We start from the raw sequence: 19,204 nt of genomic DNA, 5'->3' as shown, positions 1-19,204 counted from the left end.
ATGGCAAATAACTGACGCTATTTGACGCGAGGGAGATTCATTTGTAACATGACGCTAGATGACGCTAGTTTTTAACGAGTTTAGTTAGATCTTTTCGTTGTATCGCGATAATCAGGAAGAGATCTGTAGGCAACACTGGCGAAAATTTTTTAGCAGAGGCAGGCTTAGTGACAAATAATCTGGCAGTTAATTTACGTACCTTGTGCTCATACTATTCTTCAATATCCCAGGTAACTAAGCTGGCCAAGATCAACCGCCAGCAATTCAATAAATACCTCGGTGGACAAAGTAGCCCTTCGCTTAGCAGTTTGCGTAAAATTAATGATTTTTTTGGGCTCGAAGAAGACGAGCTGTTTTTGCCACCCGAAGAATTCAAGCAACTGGTAAACCATAAGCCTCGTGTCGCGCAACCGGATACCGGTGCTCAGCCACTGCAGGAGCTGTTCAACAGTGCAATGCAAAGCTCAGATAAGTCCCAGGAAATCCTCAAGCCTTATCATGGCCTCTATCATGACTATTACTGCTCACCATCTAACCCAGGCAAAGTCTTACGGGCTCTGATCAGTGTTTACGAGAAAGATAACGTCACCCTGACTAAATCTATCGAGCGCCTACCCTACAAAGACAAAGACAAAACCCGTCACTTTAATGTTCGCTACCATGGTTTCGTTCAGGCAATTCGTGACCGCTTAGTCTTTACCGATATTGAAACCCTGACGCTGAATAACTGGGGGCAACGTATTTATTACCCTGCCAATCGCACCCGTATTGATCTGCTCCCCGGGCTGACAATGGCAATCTCAGGTGGTTTAGATCACCGGCCATTTTGTTCCCATGCCGTGTTAGAAAAAATTGATGACGGTGTCAGCATGAAGCAGGCTTTGCAGCAGTGCAGCCTGTTCTCTATCGATAGCCCGGAAATCCGTGACGACATCAAAGAAAAGCTGCATTTAGAAAGCTACAACGACAAGACATTTATGACGGCTAATGGCTGAACAGGCAGGCGTTACTATTAACAAACCTACAGCCTGACCAAGCTCATCCCTGCTCAGACAGGATGAGCTGAAGCCAGTGATAAAGGTAATACTGAAACGATCAGAAGATTATAAATAGAAGTCTGATGCTTTAAGACTGGCTTTATCAAGTGGTTGAGAAATAATGAAACCCTGCACCAGATAACAATCCAGCTGATCCTGAATAAAGGCCAGTTGCGCTTCAGTCTCCACACCTTCGGCTAACAAGTTAAGTCCCATGCCCTTCGCCAGCCCGGCAATCGCTTTAACGATATGTACATCATCTGAGTTTTCAGGCAAGCCCTGAACAAAGTGCTGATCAATCTTTAAAGTATCAATAGGTAGCTGCTTCAGATAGGTCAGAGAAGAATAGCCTGTACCAAAGTCATCAATAGCAATACTGACGCCTAAATCCCGCAACTCATTCAGATGTTCACGGGCGGTATTATAATCATCGAGAATCACATTCTCGGTAATTTCCACGACCAGCCCGGAGGGGGCAAGCTGATATTGTTTCAGGCAACGCTGAATCACTTCGGTAAGGTTATGTCGCTTAAACTGATGCGGCGAAATATTAATTGAGACGGTATTGATTTTGGAACCATCCTCAATGAAACCGGCTAAATCAGCACACGCCTGTTCTATGACCCAAACACCGATTTCATCAATTAAACCGCATTGCTCAGCCACAGGAATAAAGACCGACGGAGATAAATCAGCCAGAGCCGGATGCTCACAACGAATCAGCGCCTCAGCTTCAACTGCGCCTGTTTTCAAATTTACCTGAGGCTGATAATGCAGACAGAAAGCTTTGCCATGTACAGCTTCCCGCAATGAAGACTCAAGAATCTGCTGCTTTTCAATCACCCGATTCATTTCTGGCTGGAAGAAACGGAAAGTATTCTTGCCGCTTTCTTTCGCGTAATACATGGCATGGTCAGCACTGATCAACAGCTCTTCGGCAGTACGCCCATCTTTCGGATAAAGGCTAATCCCGACACTGCCGGAAATATGGATAATATTACTGGCAATTTCAAACGGTGTACTGAGCTGCTCTCTTATACGGTTAACCACTTTCGGCAGGTTAACCAGCTCTTCTTCTGGACTGAGGTTAGGTATCAGAATCGTGAATTCATCGCCGCCCATACGCGCCAGAGAATCCTCATCCCTAATGCATTGCTTCATCCGCAAGCTAACTTCTTTAAGCAGCTGATCACCAATATTGTGTCCAAAAGTGTCATTAGCAGCTTTGAAGCCATCCAGGTCCACATACAGGACAGCTACATGCTTATTTTCCCTGTTTGCTTCTGCCAGTGCCTGTGTCAGACGGTCATTAAACAGATTCCGGTTAGGGATATTTGTTAACGGATCAAAATACGCCAGATGCTCAATTTTTCTGGCCGCATTGATGCGCTCAGTCACATCATTCTGAACACCGACGAGATGGGTCGCTTTGCCGTTATTATCGGTAATCACCGACAGCGTGAATTCATTCCAGAACGGCGTGCCATCTTTACGAATATTTTGAATAACAACAGTACAAGGCGTTTTGGTTTTTATCGCATGACTGATCTTATCCAGGCTGGCCCGGTCTGCGCTGCTGGAACCGAAAACCCTTGGGTTCTTACCCAATAACTCCAGTGGCTCATAGCCAGTCAGTTCTGTAACAGCCTGATTCACATAAATAATAGGGAAACCCGGATCTTCATAGAGGCAAATAACAATGCCACTTTTCACCGATTCAACCGCTTTGTAGAGCTGAGTCAGTTTCAGCTCACGTTCTTTCTTTTCGGTAATATCGAAACAGAGCGTCCCTACCCATTCAATATCCTCTTTGCTATTGAATACAGGGAACACTGTTGTTTCATAATGACGATCTGAATCAGCGCTCTGCAGTTGCTCTTCATATCTGGCAGCTTCACCGACAGAGATCACCTGCTGTTGCAACCTCGCCTGCTTGTCCAGAACACTTCCCCGGACCTCTTCATTCAGCGAAGGTGACTGATAAGAAGTTTTATAAGCTTCGTTCCGGATAAGGCTTTTGCCATCGATATCATTCAGTGCAAATCCGACAGGCAGGTGATTCACGACAGCCTTTAGCAGCTTATCCCGTGCATTCAGCGCATCCAGCATTTCATTAATCGACTGACCTAATACACCTATTTCATCATCAGTCAGTTGCTTGGTACGGGCGTCTGTTTCACCTGTATTTTGCGAGCGAATTGTCTGCGCAATAAGGTTCAGCGGTTTAAGAATTACCTGATAAACAGTCACAGTTGAAAGTACTAGCATCAATACAATAGCGGCTGTTATAGCAAGCACATCGTTAACCAGGTCTTTGTAGGCTAACTCTTCAACTTCCGCCCAGTTAAAGCGTAAATACAAAATACCTTCATAATCATCAGACTGAAGTGTATAGGCACTGGATACCTCAACCCCTGTAGGCAAAACCAGATCAGCAAAGCTCTCCAGTTCCTGAGCCGGTGTCTTTTTAAATAAGCGTAAGGGAGAAACAACGATGACATCGCCATTTTTCTGAATAAAATCGCCAAATAAATGCTGTTCAGCACTACTCTCCAGTAGAGCTAGCATGTCAGCGGTATGCTTATTCAGCTCTGCATCCGGGTGAGTACTGGAAGCCCAGATAATCGTCGGATTCAGCGTCGCCAACGTAATACCGTAAACCCCGGATGTCTGTAAGGTAATCTCTTCCAGCGCCAGACGCAGGTCCTGGTATTGTGGGTTGATTTCTGATGCTGCACGAATAGTGGTTAACATCAGCTCGGCGCGTTTATGAAGTTGCGACCGCAGGTCCGGCAATAATCCAAGATGCGTGGTTACCGCAGCGCAAATGATCAGCAAAATTGCCCCAACAGAAATCGGCAATACAAATTTGCGCTGAAGAGAAGTACTCACTTAGCCCTTACCCCTCGGTAACAAATATAAGATGTGCTTAAAAGCCTAGAATACCTTGGCTCGACGTGCAGTATATACTCTTTTTGTAATATCCTTAACGGATAAGCTTCTACCAGAGAAATATACGATGTTGAAAATAACTAGGTTGTTCGTACTGTCATTTTTACTGACAGGATTCTTTGTTCAGGCTGCACCAGAAAAGAACACAATCCGGGTCGCACTCAATGATCTGCCTGGTGTTGATATGCTGCCCGCCCTTATTGCCATCGAACGAACCAAAGAGAAAGGCATAGATGTCAAAGTCAGTTACATGCTCTCTGAAGGCATGGCACTTCGCAGTATAGTTAACCAGCATGCCGACGTAGGCATGGGTACTCCGTACCAAAAAATCCAACAAGACAAAGCCCCTATCCGGATGTTTTATCAGCTGAGCATGCTGCGCTTCCATCCGGTTATCGATACCCGCTATTACAAAAGCTGGAGCGAGCTCGATGGTGTGGAAATGTATTCCCACGGCGAAGGCTCCGGAACTGAAGCACTCGTCAACATGATGGCGCAAAAGCACGGTATCAAATACAGCAAAATGATTTACCTGCCAGGGTCTGGCGTGCGTACTAACGCCATGTTGAATGGCCGGATTCACGCCACTGTGGTCGATACCGAGCGCAAGAACAGACTGTTATCGATGCCCGACTCACCCTTTCAGGTATTGCCAATTCCCAACATTAACGCATCGGATGAGGCCTTATATGCCCACGAAACATTTCTTAAGACCCATCAAAATGAATTGAAAACACTCACCGCTGAGTTGCTGTCTGTATGGCAGGCCCTAAACAGCAATCCAGCTTTTGTGCTTCAGCAACGCAACAAATACGCGTTGCTACCCGACCTGAAAGACGATCAGATTTTGCAATATATGCAGGAAATGATCGCTGAAAGCACCTTCCCTAACGATGGCGGGCAGAAAACAGCTTTTCAGTCTGATCTGGATTTCTATGGTACAGCCGGCACAATCAGCGAACCTGAGACGCAACAGGAATCCCAGTACTGGAATTTCTCATTAATCCCTCAGTTAGACGCTAAGTAATAGCACCAGTAACCGGAGTTGCAGTAAGAAAGGCATAATCATTTAGTATTTTGCCCCTGCTCCAACTCCCCATTGTGTTAGGTTTTGAATGGTTAAGCTGCCACTGAACTGCTTAAATCGTTTGAAATCATCTGATTAAAGCAGGTAGTTATGCTGTCTATTCGCTTCAAACTCATCAGTGCTCTTACACTCACCTGCCTCCTGGTCGGCGCGACTGTAATGTTTGCCACACCTCACATGGTTAAGCATGAAATGCTGGAAGGTGCATTACGAAAACAAGCAGTGGCCTACCAACAATCAATTTCGCATTACATCCAGGAACAAAACTCCTGGGGTACTGCTGCAGATGCCCGCGCATTCTCTGCTTCACCTGACAATCAACTTGCAGAGCAAGCCGCCGGAATATCTCCACATCCAATAGAAGTTGCTCTCTTTGACCAAAATGGCCACGTCATTATTCCCGGTGCAGGGTTCAGGATTGGCGACTCAGTCAACATCAAAGATCTGGATGAACCTGAAAGCATTCAGATGAATAACCAAACCGTTGCCTACGCTATCGCTGATGGTGAACTCCCTCTGTCAGACAATGAGAAGCAGTTTATTCATGCGCTTGAAGAAACCCTGCTGTTTTCAATATTTGCAGCCTTAGCAGCGATACTCCCCTTAGGTATTTGGGGTGCCAACCGAATGGCCAACTCATTGCAGCACCTTACAAGTGCAGTTAACCGGATGGCTGAAGGTCATCTCGAACAACAGGTACCGGTGAACTCCAGAGACGAAATCGGCCAGCTTTCCCAATCATTCAACAGCATGAATGATCAACTGGTTAAAACCTACAGACAACTGGAAGAATCCCGGGCCCTTATTGCCAGGCAAGCCGAGAAAATGAAAGAACTGAGCATCCGGGATGAACTGACAGGCCTGTATAACCGACGTTTTTTCAATGAAGAGGCCAGTTCAACACAGGCAGCAGCTATCAGCCATCAGGCGCCTTTTACCCTGGTTCTTGGGGATGTTGATCACTTCAAAAAAATCAACGATAACTACTCCCACGCAACCGGTGATGCGGTCCTCCAGAAAATCGCTGAAATTCTCCAGAGAGAAATCCGCGCCACTGACCTTCTCGCCCGCTATGGCGGTGAAGAAATAGTACTGGCCCTGCCAAATACCGGTCCGCATAAAGCATCTGAAATAATTAATCGCATACGCCAGCACATCGAAGATCATCCCTGGCATGAGATTGCCGAAAACCTGCAAGTAACCATGAGCTTTGGTATTGCTGACGACTATTCTGATAAGCAGTTAGAAAAACAGCTGGATCTGGCTGATATGCAGCTATACCGGGCAAAAAATGAGGGCCGTAACCGGGTATGCTCATTAGCCGAGATCGCTGCCTGAGTTAGAACAACACATTACTTGCACTGTCATGTTACCCGTTTGTGCTAGTTGGAAAGAATGCCAAAAACCAAGAACAGAAGCTGACTGTTCTTGGTTCTAAAAGCCAGACACACCCGGACACATAAAACCCAACACTGCCCCCCCCTTGCGGGCCATCGCTTTCAGCCCTCCCTCTACGCTACTTCGAATTACACCAGCACAGCTGGAAACTCCGAACTTAAACACATTGATATGGTGAAGCCTGCCACTAAGTTCTCGGTGCTTACTCTAAACTCATGTACCACGACAATATTGAACTGTTTATACATACAGTGTATAAATAAACAGTAATTTTGTATCGCCCGGAGATTTGTCATGCTTATAGAAATGACAGTAAACAAAATGTATCTGCCTGATGGTGGTTTTGAAAAGCTGGATACAGAAATGAAACGCAGGCTATCCAAAGCCTATCCAACTGCCCATGTATTCCTGCGCCAGGGACATAGCTTTCAATTGTCGGTCATAGGGGCAGCTAAACCGGTAAAAACCTCAATAAGCTATATGCTTGAAGAAATGTTTGAAGAATCCTGTGAATGGCTGCAGGAATAAAACTGATACTTAAGAACATACCCGTCTACACATACCTAATGTTCACCAACTCTCATTTCATTTACAGCTAACCCAACATACAAGGTTTCGGGCACTGAATCTGCCTGCTAAGGCCGGATAAATTGAGATATCTTCGCAACAGTAACTGCGTAATCAGAAAAGCTGAACATAACTTCTCAAGCAAATTTACCAACTTGGTTACCTGAACAGTGGCAATTACTGATACACAAACTTAAGCTGGCGATAAGCGTTCGTAGGGTAATTTTTGATCATAATGAAACGAAATCTGCTATCTCATAGAGTCATCTGGATTCCTCTGATATGGATACTAATTTTACAGCTAAGTTTAGTTGCGAAGCTGTATGCGCAGGAACCGATCACTGTTGTTAAATGGCCAGCAGAAATCAATGCTGAGATGCTGTTAGGCAAACAACTGTTTTTCGATAAGATGCTTTCAGCAAAACAAAGTATGTCATGTGCAAGTTGTCACCGGTTTGATCATGGCGGCAGCATTCCCCAGGCAAAAGCCCAACAAAATGACGGCAGCTTCAGCCGTTACAACCCTAGCTCTATATTCAACCTTTCTAATAACTACCCACTTGGCTGGGAAGGTCAGATTTCATCGGTCGAAAAACAAATCAGTAACCTGATGTTCAAAGAAAACATCATGGGATTGAGTTGGCCTAAACTGGTTAAACGGCTAAAGAATCAACCTCATTATGTCAGGCAATTTACGCAGCTATACCCCGACGGGATCACCCAAACCAACATAGCTGTTGCCATTGCGCAATATGAACTGGCCTTAACAACACCATCACCCTTCGACGCCTATCTGCAGGGCAATCAGCAAGCTATCAGTAAAGATGCGGTACTCGGCTATGAATTATTTAAACGCTACGGCTGTGTGTCATGCCATCAGGGTAAGAAAGTTGGCGGGAACTTGTTACAAAAAATAGGTGTTATCAACCCTTACAATTACAACAATGCGAAGAATACATTAAGTGACCTCGGTCGCTACAACAGCACAGGAGAAGAACATGATCGCCAGGTGTTCCGGGTGCCTTCTTTACGCAATGTCGCAGACAGCCCACCCTACTTCCATGACGGCTCCATCGAGACACTGGAGCAAGCTGTTACTCTGATGGGGCGTCACCAGCTCGGCCTGGAAATCTCAACTAAGAATGTGCGTTTGATTATCGCTTTTCTGAGCAGCTTAAGTGGTACTCCTCATCCGGAACTGTTGCCATGAGGCCCTTCAGAAATCCTATTATTAGTTGCGTAGTTATCCGAGACTTTTACACCTGATCATCACTAAATGAACGAAGCAGGCCGATAAAAAGCCATTAAAAACTGCATATGAAACTGTATGCTTTCTCCGGATAAGAGCAGCAAATTTTGATCTTTGATCATTTCATGACAATGAACTAACTCTCCACTTCAAGTATTATCCATCTGTTCAAGAAACATTGAGTTACGAATAATTACCTTACATCAGCACCAAGGGATATCACTCGATAAAGCCATTCGAACGCATAATTACCACCACTTACTAGTCCGTTGAATAGAACCAAAAAACTTCTGAATTTGATGCGAATAATTACACGAGCAATAGAAATAGATCGATGAACGAGAAGAAAGACCTTAATCTGGGTTCATTAGCCTAAATTCTCAAACATATCATCGATCAGTTCGCTTATCTGGTCGTCACCATCGTTAGCCCGAACGTAAGCACGTAGCCCCATAAGGTGCACTTGCAGGTAGCGCGCCATTCGCTCTGGAACTCCAGCCTGATCCAACTCTCCGCATGCTTGAGCCTGTACTAGTACTTCAGCAAAAGTTGCTTCAATCTCTCTAATCAGCAATTTTGCCTCGGCTAATAAATCAGCATTGTCCTGAGTCAGTTCTGAGACAGTTTTAACAAGCATGCACATACCACTTGGTGTCGACTCTTGACAGCCAATAACAGAATCTTGAATAAACAGTTTTAGCCCTTTAAGCGGCGACTCTGCCGCCTCTACATAAGCTTGTATCCGTTCCTGGGTATTATGAGCGTAATACTGCAAAGTCTCTTTAAACAGACCATCCTTGCTACCGAAGCTGGCATAGATACTTCCTGGGCGCATATCGATAGCTTGCTGAATATTACGCATGGACGTTGCATGAAAGCCCTTTTCCCAAAACAGATCTGTCGCCCTCTCAATTGCATCCTGACGATCATATTTTGTAGTTACTACCATATTGCGATTCTCTAAACACTCTTGAACATTCGTTCAAGAATATCTTGAACGATCGTTCAAAGCCAGCTAAGGTAATAAAACTTACAACCTGTAAGCCCTGAAATTAGGTGTTAAACCGGAGAGACCATGAGTACTTTTACCTTTCATACCCTTGAATCAGCCCCAGAACAGAGTAAACCGCTACTGGAGAAATCTCTGCAAGCTTTCGGCATGATCCCGGGCCTTCACGCGGTAATGGCCGAATCCCCTGTACTACTAAAAAGCTACCAACTATTACATGAGCTATTTCAAGCCACCTCGTTTGATGCCGAAGAATTAACCGTGGTCTGGCAGACCATCAATGTCGAGCATGAATGCCACTACTGTGTTCCCGCTCACACTGGCATTGCCCACATGATGAAAGTGGATCCTGCTCTAACTGATGCCCTAAGAAACGGTGCCCCAATGCCGACAACAAAACTACAGGCACTCCAGGATACGACGCTGGCTATGCTACGAAAACGTGGCAGGTTGTCTGAAGAGGAGATAACAACATTTTATGAAGCAGGCTACGCCCAGCAACAACTACTGGAAATCACACTAGGTATGGCTCAAAAAGTGATGAGTAATTACGTCAACCATTTCGCAGATACACCATTGGATAAGCCATTTGTACAATTCTCCTGGACAAAGAATAGTTAATTCTTAAGTTTTCAAGGCGCGGCTCTGGCCGCGCAATATTGCCCAAAGTACATCCAACTGCTGGAATCACTGAATTACTTAAGCGTATCCACCAGCACATCGAAGACCACCCTTGGCATAAGTCTGCCGAAAACCGGCAAGTCACCATTAGCTTCTATATCGCTGACGACTAATCTGCAGTTAGAAACTGCAATTGAATCTGGCTGACATGCAGCTATACCGTGCAAAAATAATCATGTGCTTATTCAACAAGCCAGGACTGGCAGCAGGCTTGAATAAGCTTTTTGAAGCAATAACTTAGAAAGGTATCTTATTTTCAGATAAGTGAGCGATTAAAAAATCTATAAAAACACTAATTTTAGGTGGCGTCTTTCTTTGATGTGAATGCAATGCCCAAACAGGGCTAAAATGAGGCTCTGTTTTATATTCAGGTAAAACTTGTCTGAGATGTTGCTGATGTAATTCTAACTCTACATTCCAGCTTGGAAGTAAAATCAAACCTAATCCTGAAATAGCAGCTGCAATTAAAGCATCCGCATTATGAGCGAAGAAATTCCCAGAGACTTTTACCTCTTGTATATTGTTCGCTTTTCTAAATTCCCACACACTTTGACCGGGATAATTACGAAAGGTGAGGCAGTTATGCTTTTCAAGATCTTTAGGGTGTTTAGGCATGCCCTCCCGCTCAAGATATTCAGGGCTAGCACATACGATTCTGCGACTTTCGCCAATCTTTCTAGCCTTAAGACTAGAATCATTTAATTGCCCAATTCGGATAGCAACATCAACACCCTGCTCTACAATATTTGTTAACTGATCAGACATGGACATTACAATTTTGATGTCTGGATATTGTTTCATGAACTTAGGTAACGCTGAAATAATGAGTGCTTTTCCTATGCCTGTTGGCATTGTTATTTTTAATACCCCTGATGGATCTTCAGTTTGAGAGACCGCCAGAAGAGTCTCATCAATGTCGGTAAGAATACGGCAAGCTCTTTCGTAGTAAACATACCCTGCTTCCGTCAGACTTAGTTTTCGGGTCGTCCGCTGAAACAACTGCACCCCTAAAGCCTTCTCTAATTCATTTATTTGCCGTGACACTGACGACGGGGCTATACCCGCCTGGCGTGCAGCAGAAGAAAACCCTCCAGTATCAACCACCCGTATAAATGTCCGCATACCTAATATGCTATCCATACCTTTTACCTTTGCGTTTTACACATAAATGTTTCTTGTATTGATGAGTTTATCAGAACAAAAAAGACACATATATTAGATTAAAAATCAATCAATCGGGAGGTTGAAATGGATCGGCTTTTAACACTCAAAACAACATGTGTATTCATCCTGAAGCTATTGCTATTAACAACTACTTTGGACGCTCATGCACAAAATACCAGAGGCGAAAAACTCATGATTACCAATAAAAACACGACACTCGAAGATGAAACTTTCGATGGGACTTGGCCATTTCGTGCAAGGTACTCCGATATTTCAGGTTTTCGGATGCATTATATCGATGAAGGTACAGGGCCTGATACGATGCTTTTGTTACATGGTGAGCCTACTTGGGGTTACCTTTTTCGCCATCAAATTTCATTTTGGAAAGAAAGAAATCGTGTTGTTGCTGTAGACCATATGGGATTCGGTAAAAGCGATGTACCTGATGATAGAACTTACTGGCTACAGGATCATATTAATAATATTGAGAAACTGGTTCTCAAATTAGACTTACGTAACATTACATTAGTTATGCATGATTTTGGTGGTCCGGTAGGAATGGGCCTGGCAATTAGACATCCGGAAAGGATTAAGCGAATAGTATCGATAAACGGCCCCACTCCTTTAGGGCAACCCGACCTTATGGAAAAAATCATAGCGAATGCTTCTGAATCCCCTTGGTTTCAGTGGATATTGAAAGCTGAAAACGAAGGTGTACTCGAGCAAGTATTAAGTCAGTTAGATTACAATATACTTTCGACACTGAAACTTAATGGATTCGAAAGAAATGAAATAATTTCAGACACTTGGTTAAATGCATATAGAGCTGCGTTTATTAAACCAGAGCATACTTTAGGCGCTATTGGATGGGCAAAAGGGTTTGCTTTAGGCAAACATGAATTTGAAAAACCTGATTCAACAACTCTAAAAAATCTGGCGAAGAAGCCCGCTCTAGCAATTTGGGGAGAAGCAGACCGTACCCTCTCTTCAAAATACTTTATCCCCTTGTTTCAGCAAGCCTTTCCAAATGGAGAAGTACATCGTTTACGAAATGTAGGTCACTATAGTCCTGAAGATGCTCCAGAAAAAATATCTCATCTCGTTACAACGTTTATGAGATTAGAAGAACACTCAAACTAAAAACTTACTTTCTGAGCAATAGCCACGCGAAAATACCAAACGGAATGTCTGGAAAACAACAAATAGGAAGGAGCTTTAGGCATCTGGATGTACCACCTGTTTGTACCACTTGCGTGTATAACAGAGATAATCCTAAGGAAAACAACCAATTAAGGTAATTGGGGGCGGTCCCACCAGCCACATCCCGGCACATGAACCCATCGCTGTGGCTGCTCCCTTCCGGGTCTGACCAGATTCACGACTTATCATTGCGGGAGGACCAATAGGACCGCCATAACAGACCAGTTTCACCCATAGTCGCTGGGTAAATGGCCACCTCGATTGAGGTACGGCGCGCAGTATAACAGCCTTCGGTCAGGATGCAACAGCCCCTTTGCATATCAGAGGAATTTTCAGCTTACTCCCGTTTTGAACTTAACTCCGCCTTTAACTATCAAACAGTTGCGGGCTTCACGAGCTATAGTAAGATGAAAGCCACTGTATAGTCACAATCACTCGACGGAATGACAATGAACCAACAGGATGCGCCTCGCAGAGGACTGGCAAAGTCCTTTTTCTATCTCAGCTGGATATGCCTGCTGGGCGTCCTCTATCTGCTGTTTGATAATGTGCTGGAATCACAATATAACCCCAATAAAGAGCTACACAGCCAGCAACAAGCAGGCAAATCCGTTGTACTTACCCGTAACAGACAGGGGCATTACGTCGCGCCAGGGCTTATTAATCAGCAGCCGGTTATTTTTCTGCTAGATACAGGGGCCACAAATGTCAGCATACCTGAATCACTGGCTGACAAAATTGGTTTACAGGGACAGGCATGGGGCAAAGTGCAGACCGCTAACGGTACAATAGATATCCAGATAACTACTTTAGATTCCATCAGCCTGGGCAGTATTACGCAGAGCAATGTAAGAGCTAACATTAACCCTTATATGGACGATGAAACCGTATTGCTGGGTATGAGTTTTTTAAAGCATCTGGAGTTAACGCAACGGGGCGATACCCTGACCTTAAAGCCTTAACTAACGGTTAAGCGATAATAGATTCAGATACACAGAGCAGACAACAAAGCATCAAACACAGGCAGAGTATTCGGGAATTATGATGGAAGCACACAAGTTTAAAATCTATCAGATGACAGCCATATTCAGCATGCTGTTTGCCCTGCTGGGCTTCAGCTATAACGTCTGGCGGATGGAAGTAACTGAAGAAAATAGCAACATCCGTACTGCGTGCTTCGAGATACTGCTGGAGCTTTCTAACCTGGAACAGCAAATTTACGCACTGCATTATGATCAGGATCAGGTCGCCGGCAATCCGCGTAAAGGTTGGGTCAAAGTAGGCCTGATTGCAGACTTAAGTATGCTGACCAAAGACAGCGTAAAAGAAGAAGCACTTGAACTAAAAGACACCTGGTCAGAAAAATGGGACAAAATTGAATACGATCAGACTGCGACAAGTACGGTAGTCACTCAGATTGAAGCGGTTCGCAGTGAAATAAAACTGGTACTCAGCACGCTCGAATAGCACCTAATATTGCTGGTCATTTCGGCACTGCATTCATATCGTACGCCGGACAATTGTCCGGCGTATCAGTTTTTAACCCAAGATCTGACTTATAGCCCGGTGCGTAACTTATAGCTCAGATATATCAGCATACACCTGATAGTCTTCAATCAGACCTTCATGCCAACGCAGCACAGTAGCAAAACGTGCCTGATATGTTGTTTTATCCAGCCGCACATAATTCACTTCGCCGCAGCAAATGGTCTCTTCACCCACTTGCCAGGTTTTGTCCAGTCTATGGCGCATCGATTCAATACTGTTGAAAAATCCCCGATTGGCATCCAGCACTTCAGCCTTGCCCGCCACTGTCGGAAAGTTACCCAGTTGAAAACGTACCTCATCCCCCAATACTTCAGCCAGATAATTCGCATCTTTACGGTCAACGGCTTTATAAAGTGCCTGAACTGCTGCATCAGCCTTTTCTGTATTCATCATGCTGACTCTCCCTGTAATGAACGTACATTGAATTTGAATGAACCGGTTTCTCCGCCGTACTGATTGCGTTGTTCGGGCTGGTCACTGCAGTATTCTAAAAATTCAAACTGAAAGCCTGCAGGGTCTGTGTAGTAAACCGTTTTTCGGTAAGGATGCTGCATACCAAGAATATCGATGGTATATCCCTGTTGCCATAAACGCTCAACCAGTGCTTCCAGGTCATCGACTACAAAGCCAAGATGCGCCAGCCCCGGCTGAATGCCACCTATCTCACGAATATCTCCTTCCGCACTGTCATTCAGGGTTATGTAATACTCATCATCCCCTACATGAACCCAGTGTCTTTCGGTGGTTCCCCATTTCCCCTGACCGCTACCCCGTAGCTGCCACTCAGGAAATGCCGTTAACAGAAAATCCAGCGTTGGCTGAATCTCTTTAACGACAAGATTGGCATGTTCAAAGCGCACCATTTTGCTTACTCCTTTCAGACTTAAGAATGCTGTAACCCACTCTAATAGCCTGACAATTGACAAACAATATAGGTAAAAATAGACTCTTAGTTGAGTTAAATTCAACAATAGATCCTCAGGCGCAACAACATATGGAAAACTTCAACGCGATTCCCATTTTTGTCGCCGTGGCACAAAACGCGAGTTTTTCTGCTGCTGCCCGTGAACTGAACATATCGAAATCCGCCGTCAGTAAGCGCATCACTCAGCTAGAAGCACAATTAGGCATGCGCCTGATCCACCGTACAACACGTAAACTGAGCCTGACGGAAGCGGGTGAGCGTTATTATGAGTATTCATTACAGGCAACCCGGGCAGCACAGCAGGCAGAAGATGCTGTCAGTGAGCTACAGGGAGAGCCCAGAGGCTTATTGCGCATTAACGCCCCCATGTCATTCGGACGCTTACATATCGCGCCACTGATTCCGGAATTTCTGCAACGTTACCCTCAGGTGCATGTAGACCTGGTACTGGACGACAACACCCTGAATATAATTGAACAGGGGTTTGATCTGTCGATCAGAGCAACACAGTTGCCTGACTCGACGCTGATTGCCCGCAAACTTGCCCCGTTACGCAGCGTTATTTGTGCCGCACCGGATTATAAGTTCCAGACCCAACTGGAGTCGCCGGCCGACCTGGCGGATGAAAACTGCCTGCTATATAGCTATTCCGCCGAAGCCAGCCACTGGGAATTTACGCCTGAAAAAGCACCATTACAGACGCTATCTGCTCTTCAAGTGAAAGTTTCAGGTAACTATAAAGTAAACAACAGTGAGGCTTTGTTAGCAGCAATTTTGCTGGGTGCAGGAATTGGCCGCCTGCCCTCTTTCGCGGCGGGCGAATATATTCGGGAAGGTAAACTTATTCAGCTATTTACGGATTACCACATGCCAGCTAAAACCATGTATGCGGTTTATCCTGAACGTCACTATATGCCCGCTAAAGTACGGGCATTTCTGGATTTCGCCAGTGAAAAACTTGGCAGAACTATGCCCCACTGGGATGCAGATATCTTTTAATCCTTTTGAATATCAGCCCAATTTTTCGCTGAGGTAATCAACCAGAACCCTCACCTTAGGGGATAGGTGGCGGTTATGTGGATACAACGCCCAGATACCTTCATCAGCAGGCTGATACTTGATGAGTAATTCTTTCAACAAGCCCTGCTCCATAAAGCGCTGAACGTAATAATCCGGTAACTGAACAAGCCCCAAACCTTTCAGCGCGGCATCTAGTAATACCTGACCGCTGTTACAATGCAGGCTACCTGTTACCCGGACATTTTTCTCAAGGCCATTGTCTGCAAAACGCCAGTACCCCAGGTTTCCCTGCAAGCAGTTATATTCAGCCAATTGTTCAGGGTTATCCGGCTCGCCGTATTTATTTATATATTCAGGCGCTGCACAGACGTGTAACTTCCGGGTTGCCAGACGTTTCGCCATCATACTTGAATCTTCTAACTGCCCCAGCCGTATCGCCAAATCAAACCCAGCTTCAACCAAATCCACCTTCTGATTACTCAGCCGGCAATGCACTTCTAACTCAGGATAACGAATCATGAAGTTATTCAGTAAGGGAGTAATCTTACTTTCCCCATAGGTAGTCGGCGCTGTGATCTTAAGCTTTCCACGGGGCGTACTTTGCAAATGACTCAACGCCCGCTCAGCTTCTTCCAGCCCATCTAATACCTGACGGCAATGCTGATAATAAACTTCACCGGCTTCCGTCAGCGATACTTTACGGGTTGTCCGGTAGAACAGTTTGGTCGCCAGGCGCTTTTCCAGTGCAGTTACCTGTCGGCTTACCTGTGCTGTAGATATTCCCAGCTGCTGTGAAGCCAGGGTAAAACTGCCCTGCTCTGCCACAGCAACAAATTCAGATACGCCTTCCCAGTTACTCATTATTACCAACTAGTAAAAGTTATTTAACAAATAGCCAGATTATCACTCAATAAGAAACAATTAAAATGATCACATCATTTAATAATCAAGAGCTATTCTTATGTCTGACACCATGATCAAATCTAAAGCCGCCGTTGCCTGGGGCCCCAACCAACCATTAAGTATTGAAGAAATAGATGTTATGCCGCCGCAGGCAGGCGAAGTGCTGGTAAAGGTGATTGCCAGTGGCGTTTGTCATACCGATGCTTTCACCCTTTCCGGTGACGACCCTGAAGGTATTTTCCCGGTGGTACTTGGCCATGAAGGCGGCGGTATTGTTACAGCGATTGGCGAAGGCGTCACCAGTGTTGCTATTGGTGATCACGTCATTCCCCTGTACACACCAGAGTGCGGTGAATGTAAATATTGTCTGTCAGGCAAGACCAATCTTTGTCAGAAAATACGTGAAACTCAGGGTAAAGGTCTGATGCCAGATGGTACCACCCGCTTTTATAAGGATGGCCAGCCTATCTATCATTACATGGGTTGTTCGACCTTTTCTGAATACACAGTTTTACCTGAAATCTCGCTGGCTAAAGTAAACCCTGAAGCGCCACTGGAAGAAATCTGTCTGTTAGGTTGCGGCGTTACTACCGGCATGGGCGCAGTGATCAACACAGCAAAAGTGGAAGCCGGCGCCACTGTTGCTGTGTTCGGTCTGGGAGGCATCGGGTTATCAGCGATTATTGGTGCAACTATGGCCAAAGCCAGCCGCATCATCGCGATTGATATCAATACCTCTAAGTTCGAACTGGCGCGTAAACTGGGTGCAACTGACTGTATTAATCCGAAGGAACATGAGCAATCTATTCAGGACCTGATTGTTGAAATGACCGACGGCGGCGTAGATTACTCATTCGAGTGTATAGGCAATACTCAGGTAATGCGCTCTGCACTTGAATGCTGCCATAAAGGCTGGGGCGAATCCGTCATCATTGGCGTTGCCGGCGCTGGCCAGGAAATATCAACCCGTCCGTTCCAACTGGTAACAGGACGCGTATGGCGCGGATCAGCATTCGGTGGTGTAAAAGGCCGTTCAGAATTACCAGATTACGTCGAGCGTTACCTGCAGGGTGAATTCCGGCTGGATGACTTCATAACCCACACAATGGGGCTGGAAAAAATCAATGAAGCCTTTGATCTGATGCACCAGGGCAAGAGCATTCGTAGCGTCATTCACTTTGATGCTTAAAACTTAAGTACAGTATTTAACATTCAAATGCATAACTAACTGTTCCGGTCTGAGTTACCGGAACAGTTTCTACATTGGCATAAAGCCCCGCTTCTTAATTCAGCAAGCCATAAAAACCTGCTGCTTTTATAACCAACTTATCGTTGCAACCTGGCTAAAAATACCCTACATTTACCGCCACATAATTGTTACATCAAGAGAAGGGCTGACGTCCTCGCCAACCTGCCAACCTGGGCAAGGTGGTAACCCGGAATTTCCGGGCGATGTGGTCATACCGACAAAGAATCAGGTAAGTACCCCGCACACGTCAGTTCTCATGAAAATGGGAGCAGATCCATGTTTGAAGCACATATTTATTCAGCACGACCATCTCAGCTTAATGCAGATCATGAGCTAGCCGCCTGTGAACCTGTTTTATGTTGGCATCCGGCACAACAATGCAATCTGGCAGTCTGGTTTACCCCGGGTAAACGTAACGGCAGCCAAACCTGTTTTGTCTATTTTGAATACCGCCGCGCTGATAACAGCCATGCATCAGTGCAGACAGAAATAACCGGTCAGCCTGACTACCAGAGCTTGCAGTTATTAACTGCCGAGCAGATCATCAGCGACCTGGATATCAACGCTACACAACAGTGGCACCAGCAACGGGCACTTTGATACACAGTGCTATACCCTCGTTAACGTTACCAGCCCAGATACAAAAACAGCGCCATCAGGCGCTGTTTTCAACTATGCATCGAGAGTTATCAGTGCTGATGGCCGCCTACACCATGGGCATGGCCATGGGAAACTTCTTCTGTTGTTGCTTCACGTACATCCATCACTTCAACTTCAAACGTCAGTGTTTTACCCGCCAGCGGATGATTGTTATCAACCGTTACTTTAGACATACCAACCTTTACGATAGATACCTGACGCAGACCTTTATCTGTTTGCACTGTTGCTACCATGCCCGGACGCCAGTTCTTCTTACCTTGCAAATGTTTCTTCGGAATAATCTGTTCGCAATTTGGCAGAAACTTGCCATAGGCATCTTCAGGTGCCAGCGTCACAGAAAAGATATCACCTGTTTCACGGTCATTCAGCGCCGCTTCCAAACCGCTAATCATATTGTCATGACCATGCAGATAAGCCATCGGGTTACCTTCACGGCTGCTTTCCTGCACGCTGTCATCAGCAGCGGTTAGGTTGTAATGGAACTGTACAACCGTATCTTTAGTGATTTTCATTATTTATCCTAAATTCTGAGCTATTTACTGGCGGCATTATACG

At 45.2% G+C, this 19,204-nt stretch carries 19 protein-coding genes, 1 other RNA gene and 1 riboswitch; of the genes, 12 read left to right on the top strand and 8 right to left on the bottom strand.

Going from position 1 to position 19,204, the window contains the following annotated elements; translation table 11 throughout:
* The first annotated feature begins 167 nt into the window (after window positions 1–167).
* Window positions 168–995 carry a helix-turn-helix domain-containing protein gene (locus OCU49_RS08095; protein ID WP_261844471.1) on the top strand — a complete coding sequence of 276 codons (828 nt, stop codon included), beginning with the start codon at window positions 168–170 and terminating at the stop codon, window positions 993–995.
* Window positions 996–1,103: 108 nt separating this feature from the next.
* On the opposite strand, the gene OCU49_RS08090 is transcribed toward OCU49_RS08095, so the two are convergent.
* Window positions 1,104–3,929, bottom strand: coding sequence for an EAL domain-containing protein (locus OCU49_RS08090; RefSeq protein WP_261844470.1), 2,826 nt, complete (start codon window positions 3,927–3,929; stop codon window positions 1,104–1,106).
* 127 nt (window positions 3,930–4,056) lie between these two features.
* Between OCU49_RS08090 and OCU49_RS08085 the strand changes: the two genes are divergently transcribed.
* From OCU49_RS08085 to OCU49_RS08070, 4 genes are all read left to right on the top strand, one after another.
* Window positions 4,057–5,016: an ABC transporter substrate-binding protein gene (locus OCU49_RS08085; RefSeq protein ID WP_261844469.1), complete on the top strand. Its 960-nt coding sequence runs from the start codon at window positions 4,057–4,059 to the stop codon at window positions 5,014–5,016.
* A gap of 150 nt (window positions 5,017–5,166) precedes the next feature.
* Entirely contained in the window at window positions 5,167–6,414 is a 1,248-nt protein-coding gene (locus OCU49_RS08080; RefSeq protein WP_261844468.1) for a GGDEF domain-containing protein, read from the top strand.
* Window positions 6,415–6,768: 354 nt separating this feature from the next.
* Window positions 6,769–7,002, top strand: coding sequence for a DinI-like family protein (locus OCU49_RS08075; protein WP_261844467.1), 234 nt, complete (start codon window positions 6,769–6,771; stop codon window positions 7,000–7,002).
* A gap of 274 nt (window positions 7,003–7,276) precedes the next feature.
* On the top strand, window positions 7,277–8,251 hold the full coding sequence (locus OCU49_RS08070) for a cytochrome-c peroxidase (protein WP_261844466.1): 975 nt from the start codon (window positions 7,277–7,279) through the stop codon (window positions 8,249–8,251).
* Between the two features lie 406 nt (window positions 8,252–8,657).
* Here the strand turns inward: OCU49_RS08070 and OCU49_RS08065 are convergent, their stop codons facing one another.
* Window positions 8,658–9,239, bottom strand: a complete 582-nt coding sequence (locus OCU49_RS08065; RefSeq protein WP_261844465.1) for a TetR/AcrR family transcriptional regulator — start codon at window positions 9,237–9,239, stop codon at window positions 8,658–8,660.
* A 126-nt stretch (window positions 9,240–9,365) separates the two neighbouring features.
* Between OCU49_RS08065 and OCU49_RS08060 the strand changes: the two genes are divergently transcribed.
* The gene (locus OCU49_RS08060) at window positions 9,366–9,920 is read left to right on the top strand and encodes a carboxymuconolactone decarboxylase family protein (RefSeq protein WP_261844464.1); all 555 of its coding nucleotides are present in this window, start codon (window positions 9,366–9,368) and stop codon (window positions 9,918–9,920) included.
* Window positions 9,921–10,217: 297 nt separating this feature from the next.
* Here OCU49_RS08060 and OCU49_RS08055 read toward each other — a convergent pair whose 3' ends face one another.
* Complete coding sequence (locus OCU49_RS08055; RefSeq protein WP_261844463.1) at window positions 10,218–11,120, bottom strand: LysR family transcriptional regulator; 903 nt, start codon at window positions 11,118–11,120, stop codon at window positions 10,218–10,220.
* Between the two features lie 108 nt (window positions 11,121–11,228).
* Here OCU49_RS08055 and OCU49_RS08050 point away from each other — a divergent pair, with 108 nt between their 5' ends.
* The gene (locus OCU49_RS08050; protein WP_261844462.1) at window positions 11,229–12,284 is read left to right on the top strand and encodes an alpha/beta fold hydrolase; all 1,056 of its coding nucleotides are present in this window, start codon (window positions 11,229–11,231) and stop codon (window positions 12,282–12,284) included.
* Between the two features lie 168 nt (window positions 12,285–12,452).
* Here the strand turns inward: OCU49_RS08050 and ffs are convergent.
* Window positions 12,453–12,549: signal recognition particle sRNA small type (gene ffs / locus OCU49_RS08045), an RNA gene on the bottom strand.
* A gap of 244 nt (window positions 12,550–12,793) precedes the next feature.
* Here ffs and OCU49_RS08040 point away from each other — a divergent pair.
* Both OCU49_RS08040 and OCU49_RS08035 read left to right on the top strand, forming a co-directional pair.
* Window positions 12,794–13,306, top strand: coding sequence for a retropepsin-like aspartic protease family protein (locus OCU49_RS08040; protein WP_261844461.1), 513 nt, complete (start codon window positions 12,794–12,796; stop codon window positions 13,304–13,306).
* An 82-nt stretch (window positions 13,307–13,388) separates the two neighbouring features.
* Window positions 13,389–13,811 (top strand): hypothetical protein, encoded by a 423-nt coding sequence (locus OCU49_RS08035; RefSeq protein WP_261844460.1) that lies wholly within the window; start codon window positions 13,389–13,391, stop codon window positions 13,809–13,811.
* A 108-nt stretch (window positions 13,812–13,919) separates the two neighbouring features.
* On the opposite strand, the gene OCU49_RS08030 is transcribed toward OCU49_RS08035, so the two are convergent.
* The gene (locus tag OCU49_RS08030; protein ID WP_261844459.1) at window positions 13,920–14,285 is read right to left on the bottom strand and encodes a nuclear transport factor 2 family protein; all 366 of its coding nucleotides are present in this window, start codon (window positions 14,283–14,285) and stop codon (window positions 13,920–13,922) included.
* Window positions 14,282–14,755: a VOC family protein gene (locus tag OCU49_RS08025; RefSeq protein WP_261844458.1), complete on the bottom strand. Its 474-nt coding sequence runs from the start codon at window positions 14,753–14,755 to the stop codon at window positions 14,282–14,284. The genes OCU49_RS08030 and OCU49_RS08025 overlap by 4 nt, the downstream gene beginning before the upstream one ends.
* 131 nt (window positions 14,756–14,886) lie before the next feature.
* On the opposite strand from OCU49_RS08025, the gene OCU49_RS08020 reads away from it, so the two are divergent.
* Window positions 14,887–15,816, top strand: a complete 930-nt coding sequence (locus tag OCU49_RS08020) for a LysR family transcriptional regulator (RefSeq protein ID WP_261844457.1) — start codon at window positions 14,887–14,889, stop codon at window positions 15,814–15,816.
* Between the two features lie 12 nt (window positions 15,817–15,828).
* On the opposite strand, the gene OCU49_RS08015 is transcribed toward OCU49_RS08020, so the two are convergent.
* Window positions 15,829–16,698, bottom strand: a complete 870-nt coding sequence (locus tag OCU49_RS08015; RefSeq protein WP_261844456.1) for a LysR substrate-binding domain-containing protein — start codon at window positions 16,696–16,698, stop codon at window positions 15,829–15,831.
* A gap of 100 nt (window positions 16,699–16,798) precedes the next feature.
* On the opposite strand from OCU49_RS08015, the gene OCU49_RS08010 reads away from it, so the two are divergent.
* Both OCU49_RS08010 and OCU49_RS08005 read left to right on the top strand, forming a co-directional pair.
* Entirely contained in the window at window positions 16,799–17,929 is a 1,131-nt protein-coding gene (locus OCU49_RS08010) for an S-(hydroxymethyl)glutathione dehydrogenase/class III alcohol dehydrogenase (protein ID WP_446680420.1), read from the top strand.
* 185 nt (window positions 17,930–18,114) lie between these two features.
* Window positions 18,115–18,224: riboswitch (SAM-I-IV-variant riboswitch) on the top strand.
* A gap of 41 nt (window positions 18,225–18,265) precedes the next feature.
* Window positions 18,266–18,589: a hypothetical protein gene (locus OCU49_RS08005; RefSeq protein ID WP_261844455.1), complete on the top strand. Its 324-nt coding sequence runs from the start codon at window positions 18,266–18,268 to the stop codon at window positions 18,587–18,589.
* 89 nt (window positions 18,590–18,678) lie between these two features.
* Here OCU49_RS08005 and OCU49_RS08000 read toward each other — a convergent pair whose 3' ends face one another.
* Window positions 18,679–19,161 carry an FKBP-type peptidyl-prolyl cis-trans isomerase gene (locus OCU49_RS08000; RefSeq protein WP_261844454.1) on the bottom strand — a complete coding sequence of 161 codons (483 nt, stop codon included), beginning with the start codon at window positions 19,159–19,161 and terminating at the stop codon, window positions 18,679–18,681.
* Window positions 19,162–19,204: the final 43 nt, after the last annotated feature.

Source organism: Aliamphritea ceti, assembly GCF_024347215.1.
GTDB classification, from domain to species: Bacteria; Pseudomonadota; Gammaproteobacteria; order Pseudomonadales; family Balneatricaceae; genus Amphritea; species Amphritea ceti.
Note: the sequence above shows the minus strand (reverse complement) of the source record. Positions and strands in the feature narration are given on the sequence as shown.

Coding starts and splice junctions, on each gene's coding strand:
- OCU49_RS08065 (WP_261844465.1), bottom strand. CDS start 9,239: ATGGTAGTAACTACAAAATATGATCGTCAGGATGCAATTGAGAGGGCG.
- OCU49_RS08040 (WP_261844461.1), top strand. CDS start 12,794: ATGAACCAACAGGATGCGCCTCGCAGAGGACTGGCAAAGTCCTTTTTC.
- OCU49_RS08050 (WP_261844462.1), top strand. CDS start 11,229: ATGGATCGGCTTTTAACACTCAAAACAACATGTGTATTCATCCTGAAG.
- OCU49_RS08030 (WP_261844459.1), bottom strand. CDS start 14,285: ATGATGAATACAGAAAAGGCTGATGCAGCAGTTCAGGCACTTTATAAA.
- OCU49_RS08085 (WP_261844469.1), top strand. CDS start 4,057: ATGTTGAAAATAACTAGGTTGTTCGTACTGTCATTTTTACTGACAGGA.
- OCU49_RS08075 (WP_261844467.1), top strand. CDS start 6,769: ATGCTTATAGAAATGACAGTAAACAAAATGTATCTGCCTGATGGTGGT.
- OCU49_RS08010 (WP_446680420.1), top strand. CDS start 16,799: ATGTCTGACACCATGATCAAATCTAAAGCCGCCGTTGCCTGGGGCCCC.
- OCU49_RS08055 (WP_261844463.1), bottom strand. CDS start 11,120: ATGGATAGCATATTAGGTATGCGGACATTTATACGGGTGGTTGATACT.
- OCU49_RS08080 (WP_261844468.1), top strand. CDS start 5,167: ATGCTGTCTATTCGCTTCAAACTCATCAGTGCTCTTACACTCACCTGC.
- OCU49_RS08060 (WP_261844464.1), top strand. CDS start 9,366: ATGAGTACTTTTACCTTTCATACCCTTGAATCAGCCCCAGAACAGAGT.
- OCU49_RS08000 (WP_261844454.1), bottom strand. CDS start 19,161: ATGAAAATCACTAAAGATACGGTTGTACAGTTCCATTACAACCTAACC.
- OCU49_RS08015 (WP_261844456.1), bottom strand. CDS start 16,698: ATGAGTAACTGGGAAGGCGTATCTGAATTTGTTGCTGTGGCAGAGCAG.
- OCU49_RS08020 (WP_261844457.1), top strand. CDS start 14,887: ATGGAAAACTTCAACGCGATTCCCATTTTTGTCGCCGTGGCACAAAAC.
- OCU49_RS08035 (WP_261844460.1), top strand. CDS start 13,389: ATGGAAGCACACAAGTTTAAAATCTATCAGATGACAGCCATATTCAGC.
- OCU49_RS08005 (WP_261844455.1), top strand. CDS start 18,266: ATGTTTGAAGCACATATTTATTCAGCACGACCATCTCAGCTTAATGCA.
- OCU49_RS08025 (WP_261844458.1), bottom strand. CDS start 14,755: ATGGTGCGCTTTGAACATGCCAATCTTGTCGTTAAAGAGATTCAGCCA.
- OCU49_RS08070 (WP_261844466.1), top strand. CDS start 7,277: ATGAAACGAAATCTGCTATCTCATAGAGTCATCTGGATTCCTCTGATA.